The 628-nt window shown below is 56.1% G+C and carries 1 protein-coding gene; it reads left to right on the top strand.

Annotation, left to right across the window (positions count from 1 at the left end; all coding sequences use genetic code 11):
- Positions 1 to 241, top strand: a 241-nt coding sequence (locus ACZXDY_RS46295; protein WP_464350071.1) for a hypothetical protein, incomplete at its 5' end; no start/stop codon positions are given.
- Positions 242 to 628 lie beyond the last annotated feature (387 nt).

Below are 628 nucleotides of genomic sequence, written 5' to 3' on the forward strand. Positions count from 1 at the left end.
CGGAACGGACATTCTGAACGTGTTGAAAGCGCCTAGAGTTTCACTAACTCGGCGGGCTGCTGGCATCAGCGCTGACGATGGCAATCAGTCTGACGCGCATCGCGAAGGCTATGAAATGCTGCGCTATGAAAGGCTGCACCCAACTCAGGTTCGATATGGGCAGTGCTTCGTTCCATTGGATGGAACTATCGGCATCCTTCGAAGTTATGGGAAACATTTTCTCGCTCTTTTACTTAAGTAAATCGTGGGGCCCAATCGAAAGGTCGCGATATGGAACCGACCAGTCGAACATCGGACCACCTCGACCATAAGACTGCCCGGTCGATCTGTGACGAGGTGGGTGACAGGTTGCAACAGTACTTATCTCTCGAAGCCTCGCCTTTGCCGCCCTACCTCGAACGTCTAGTCGATGAATTGCGCAAACGGGAACGTCATCAAATTGATGGCGTCGGCGCGCCCGCTGACCGTTTCCTTCACGCCATGCGGCGGTAAGTTGCGGCCGTCTGAGCGCGTAATGCAAAAGCCATCGCCGCTCTCAGCCCGGCGGCGGCCTTTCCCTTAATCTTGTCGCTGAGGCGTCCCGGGCTTGGCGGGCCGGACGCCATGGAGCACATGCTTGTTCAGTGAT

The sequence above is a fragment of the Bradyrhizobium sp. LeoB3 genome, from assembly GCF_055456055.1.